Origin of the sequence: Streptomyces murinus (assembly GCF_002154555.1) — a bacterium.
GTDB lineage: Bacteria > Actinomycetota > Actinomycetes > Streptomycetales > Streptomycetaceae > Streptomyces > Streptomyces murinus.
The window spans coordinates 1-2078 of record NZ_MUNF01000645.1 but is presented as its reverse complement, the minus strand read 5'-3'; the positions used below and the strand labels follow the sequence as shown (position 1 = coordinate 2078).

The following is a 2078-nucleotide window of genomic DNA, read 5'->3' as shown; positions in this document are numbered from 1 at the left end:
CCTCCGGGTCAATACACCTAGAGCCACCACAGGAACAGGTCCACGAAAGCGCGGAAGAACTTGGCCCGCCGGGAAGCGGTCGCGAGCCATTCGCGATCCTTGGCGACGCTGGCGCGGGTGACGCCTGACTCTCCCCTGCGGCTGCGCGCCGGCGCCAGATGGCCGGAGAATATGCGCCCCACCACCCGCAATCTGGAGATGCCCAGCTCCCGGGCGGCGTCGGATTGTGACAGCCACTCGTCGTCGGGATACGTGACAGGGGGAATGCACCAGTAGCCCGGGCCACGTGGATCGGACTGTTCAGCCATGCCGCCCCCGAGGGTTACCCCACCGCTGGCAACTCGTAAGCGTCCGCGATGAGTTCGTACGAGCGTACGCGTACCTCGCCCCGGTGGGCATGTGTGGTGAGCATCAACTCGTCGGCGCCGGTGCGCTTTTGGAGGTCGTTCAGACCGGAGCGCACCTCGTCGGCGGTGCCGTGGACCACGTTGGCGGACCAGGAGGCGATGAACTCCTCCTCCATGGCGCCGAGTTCCGCCTGTTCGGCCTCCGCCGGGTCGGGGAAGAGGCCGGGGCGGCCCATCCGCAGGCGGAGCATGTTGAGGGCCATGGCGCGGGTCTGGCGGCGGGCCTCGCGCTCCTCGTCGGTGGCGAGGGCGGAGACGCCGATGAGGGCGTACGGCTCGGCGAGCACCGGGGAGGGGCGGAAGGTCTGGCGGTACAGGTCCAGCGCGGGGACGGTGTTCTGCGCCGAGAAGTGGTGGGCGAAGGCGAACGGCAGGCCGAGCATTCCGGCCAGCTGGGCGCTGAAGCCGGAGGAGCCGAGCAGCCAGACCGGCGGGCGGTGCGCGGACTGGACTCCGCCGGGGGCGCTGCCCTGCACCGGGCCGGGGATCGCGTGGATGCGCCGGTAGGGGTGGCCGTCGGGGAAGTCGTCGTCCAGGAAGCGGATCAGCTCGGCGAGCTGCTCGGGGAAGTCGTCGGCGCCCTCGTTCAGGGTGTCGCTGCGGCGCAGGGCGGCGGCCGTGGCCCCGTCGGTGCCGGGGGCGCGGCCGAGGCCGAGGTCGATCCGGTGCGGTGCCAGCGCCTCCAGCGTGCCGAACTGCTCGGCGATCACCAGCGGGGCGTGGTTGGGCAGCATCACACCGCCGGAGCCGAGCCGGATGCGCTCCGTGTGGGCGGCGAGATGCGCGAGGATCACGGCCGGCGAGGAGGAGGCGACGCCCGGCATGGAGTGGTGTTCGGCCACCCAGTACCGGTGGAAGCCGCGGGCCTCGGTACGGCGGGACAGCTCGACGCTGGTGCGCAGCGCGTCGGTGGCGGTGCGGCCCGCGCCGACGGTCACCAGGTCCAGGACGGAGAGCGGGACGGGTGCGGTGCCGCGCGCCGTACCCCGGATGCCGTCCGCGGCCTCGCGGTTCTCGTGTGTCTGAGCTGCCTCGTCTGCCGACACGGTGGGGGCCTCCTGTTTCCGGCGTGAGCTGTGCCGGAGTGTCGTAACAGGTGGCTCTCCCCGCTTATTCCGCGGCCTGCACCGCGCTCTCCCGGCCGCCGGAGCCGCCCCGCCCCATCCCGGCCGGCCCCGGCCCGCCGTGCCCGCCCTGTCCCCTCAGGCCTGGACGAGCGGCTCCCTGGTGAACAGCGCTCCCAGCTCCGGCGCGTTCACCCGGCGGTCGGCGAGCCGCAGCCCCTCCCACACGGTGACCTGGTTCGCGGTGAGCACCGGCTTGGACAGGGACTTCTCCAGCAGGCCGAGGTGGGCGGCCGTGTGCAGGGCGGTGTCCGGCAGCAGCACCGCCTCCGCGTCCGTGTCGTCCGCGGCCCGCGCCAGCGTCAGTACGTCCTCCTCGCCCCAGCCCGCGACCTGGGCGGCCGTGCCGACCCCCGAGGAGCGCGTCCCGGTCACTTCCAGGCCCCCGGCCCGCAGGAACTGCGCGAACAGCGCGGTGATCTCCTCGGGGTAGGTCGCGCCGACGGCGACCCGTCGTACCCCCAGCTCATGGGCCGCGTGCACAAAGCCGAAGGAGGTCGAGGAGGCCGGCATCCCGGCCAGCCGGGCCAGGGTGCGCACCTGGTCC

At 73.0% G+C, this 2078-nt stretch carries 3 protein-coding genes; all 3 read right to left on the bottom strand.

Annotation, left to right across the window (positions count from 1 at the left end; translation table 11 throughout):
• Positions 1-17: 17 nt before the first annotated feature.
• On the bottom strand, positions 18-308 hold the full coding sequence (locus CCN72_RS32205; protein ID WP_085564889.1) for a hypothetical protein: 291 nt from the start codon (positions 306-308) through the stop codon (positions 18-20).
• A gap of 14 nt (positions 309-322) precedes the next feature.
• On the bottom strand, positions 323-1453 hold the full coding sequence (locus CCN72_RS32200) for an LLM class flavin-dependent oxidoreductase (protein WP_086811727.1): 1131 nt from the start codon (positions 1451-1453) through the stop codon (positions 323-325).
• 156 nt (positions 1454-1609) lie between these two features.
• A partial coding sequence (locus CCN72_RS32195; protein WP_425276191.1) for a maleate cis-trans isomerase family protein occupies positions 1610-2078 on the bottom strand: 469 nt, incomplete at its 5' end.

Excerpts from the sequence above, each read along its gene's own strand:
- CCN72_RS32205 (WP_085564889.1), bottom strand. The coding sequence starts at position 308 with ATGGCTGAACAGTCCGATCCACGTGGCCCGGGCTACTGGTGCATTCCC.